Here is a 991-nt window from a genome sequence, read left to right as displayed (position 1 = left end):
AACAAAGCTAATTATGGGCTGAAAGAGTGTCAGGGAAGCACTCGTTCAAGCTTGACAAAGGGAGTCATACCAACTTTGAGCTAAGGGGCAGTGATGCCGCGCGATAATGCCGAAGGCGCGCGGCGTTACTGTCCCAGTGAACGTAGTGAACGGCTTAAGCGTTTTGTTATGTTTCACTTTTTCCACAAAGTAATTCACTTAACTCTTGTTTGCTTTGTTCTGGTGTTTTGCCAGCCGTATCTAAGACGATACTGGCCGAATGCCATGGGTGATATTCCCTTGAGGTTACGCTTTCCCATGATGGAAGTAAAAGATTTGAAATATCCGTTTGCCTCTTTTCTACGCGCTCCTTATGTTCGATTTTATTAGAGCAGATTATTTCGATTTCTGTGTAAAGTGATGAAGCTTTGTTTGCGATACTTATCCATGAATTGCGAGATTCAGAGACTGGGTTAGTTGAATCTGCTACCACAGAGAGGCCATTATTTAGGTTCTCTAAAGCAAGCGCGAAGGCAACTTTATAGCCCTCGTCATAAAGCTCTTTAAATCCACAGTTTTTTAATTCTTGTTCGATAGTGTCGATGCGAACGTGGACTGCGCCTAAAGATGACGCTAAAAACTTTGAAAGCTCAGTTTTACCTGTAGCAGGCAAACCGCCAAGGATATACAACATTAGATTTTATTAATTCCTCCGTGAAACACAACAACTTGATAGTGCGCAAATTGCGCGTTTTTCTTCCGAGTATGTGCTCGTTTTTATCCATAGTGCCATCATTCAAAGTTTACTGAAAGTCAAAGAGTACAGAGGTTACGCTTAATAAGAGCTAATTACGTTGAGGACAAAAACGCGCGATTGGGTCGTTTTCCTGAATATAGGGGAAAGGCAGCTACAACCGTATACATAGACAGGCATCTTGTAAATACCCCATTAATAACACAGTTATTTCGTAGAATATTCAGGCAGCGCTTCTATACTCAGTAGGCGTCATAT

The 991-nt window shown here is 41.8% G+C and carries 1 protein-coding gene; it reads right to left on the bottom strand.

Annotation, left to right across the window (positions count from 1 at the left end):
• Positions 1-166: 166 nt before the first annotated feature.
• Positions 167-673, bottom strand: a complete 507-nt coding sequence (locus JK130_RS16535; protein WP_218355431.1) for a P-loop nucleotide/nucleoside kinase family protein — start codon at positions 671-673, stop codon at positions 167-169.
• Between the last annotated feature and the right edge of the window lie 318 nt (positions 674-991).

Origin of the sequence: Alteromonas lipotrueiana (assembly GCF_019249245.1) — a bacterium.
Lineage (GTDB): Bacteria > Pseudomonadota > Gammaproteobacteria > Enterobacterales > Alteromonadaceae > Alteromonas > Alteromonas lipotrueiana.
Note: the sequence above shows the minus strand (reverse complement) of the source record. Positions and strands in the feature narration are given on the sequence as shown.

Excerpts from the sequence above, each read along its gene's own strand:
- JK130_RS16535 (WP_218355431.1), bottom strand. The coding sequence starts at position 673 with ATGTTGTATATCCTTGGCGGTTTGCCTGCTACAGGTAAAACTGAGCTT.